At 38.3% G+C, this 277-nt stretch carries 1 protein-coding gene; it reads left to right on the forward strand.

Annotated elements, in window-relative coordinates:
- A partial coding sequence (locus tag P2081_RS20815; protein ID WP_278924691.1) for a hypothetical protein occupies window positions 1-277 on the forward strand: 277 nt, incomplete at both ends.

The raw sequence follows: 277 nt of genomic DNA on the forward strand, positions 1-277 counted from the left end.
AGAAGGGACTCATTGAATCTGCAATTTTGGATTGCTGTAAAAGTGAAACTGAAGAAAATATAACTATTTTGAATGTTATATCTGCTTTTGAAATTCCCCACTTTATTTATAATATTGACCGTAAGAAATTTCTTCCTCAGCCATCAAAACAACATGACTTATTTGGTTCATCAGATTCAAAATGCAGGATGTTCAGAGACAGGTACACTATACTGAAGCAGAGAACGCTGCGTCACGAGCTCTTCTCCGTCGGCCAACAGTTTCAGCTGCAGCCTGT

The organism is Pseudophaeobacter profundi (genome assembly GCF_029697505.1).
Taxonomy (GTDB): domain Bacteria; phylum Pseudomonadota; class Alphaproteobacteria; order Rhodobacterales; family Rhodobacteraceae; genus Pseudophaeobacter; species Pseudophaeobacter profundi.